This window comes from Rhizorhapis sp. SPR117 (genome assembly GCF_021742065.1).
Genome location: NZ_JAKKIE010000207.1, coordinates 1 through 869 on the forward strand (window position 1 = coordinate 1; position 869 = coordinate 869).

Below are 869 nucleotides of genomic sequence, written 5' to 3' on the forward strand. Positions count from 1 at the left end.
GGATCGTATGCGCCGTCGAGATCGATCACCAACGCCCCAGTCAGCGCGCATAGGTCGATCAGATGATGCCAGTCGCGCCCGTTTCGCGCCAGCCGGGAAGCCTCTATGCAGTAAACAGCGCCGACGTCGCCCGAACAGACAAGGGCGACAAGGCGCTCAAAGCCAGGACGATGGACGCTCCCCGAGCCGGATCGCCCGAGATCATCGTCGATAACCGTCACCGTGCCGAAGCCCGCGGCTGTCGCCGACTCCGCCAATTCATATTGGCGTCGCTGGCTTTCGAGATTGCCCATAACCTGGGCCATGGTGGATTGGCGGACATACACCACCGCCGTACGAGCCAGGTGATCAGGCGTGATCTTTGTCATCACCGCCTCCCTTGACCATCGGGATCGCCGACGATGGAAGTCCCATCGCCTCGAGAAGAAGGTCGGCGAGAACCTCCACCAGCCCCTTCGTCCTCGGCGCCGAGACCGGCGGCAGGGGCTTGTCCAGATTGAATTTGAGCTGACTTCGATCTCCAAAGCTTCTTCTCGGCACGGCGCCTCTCCTTCGTGTTGGAAGGAGAGGATGCTGCACGACGCTTGCGAGTCTTGCCCAACCCCGCCAACAGCCCGGCAAGTTCCTGTAAGCTCTCGATGCATACCTCAGGTGGCCCGGACGCCATGCCAGCGCAAAAGCTGGCATCGAACATCCAGTTCGGCGCTTCCCGCGAATAGCCCGGCGCGAGGTCGCTGAGAATTGCCTTCAGCTGCCTCTGCTTCCCGCGCCGATGATGCGCGATCTGCACCATCATTCCAAAGAGCGGATGCCAGGGATAGGCAACCGTGGCGTGACGCAAACTGTATGCTGAATGTCGTACGTTTCCC

Annotated in this window: 2 protein-coding genes; both read right to left on the reverse strand. The window is 61.2% G+C overall.

The genetic code is table 11. The features are described from left to right. The coding region (locus L3X40_RS21985; protein ID WP_237367455.1) for a recombinase family protein at nucleotides 1-368 on the reverse strand (368 nt) is incomplete at its 3' end. Then, nucleotides 349-540 carry a hypothetical protein gene (locus L3X40_RS21990; protein ID WP_237367456.1) on the reverse strand — a complete coding sequence of 64 codons (192 nt, stop codon included), beginning with the start codon at nucleotides 538-540 and terminating at the stop codon, nucleotides 349-351. The genes L3X40_RS21985 and L3X40_RS21990, both read right to left, overlap by 20 nt. Nucleotides 541-869 lie beyond the last annotated feature (329 nt).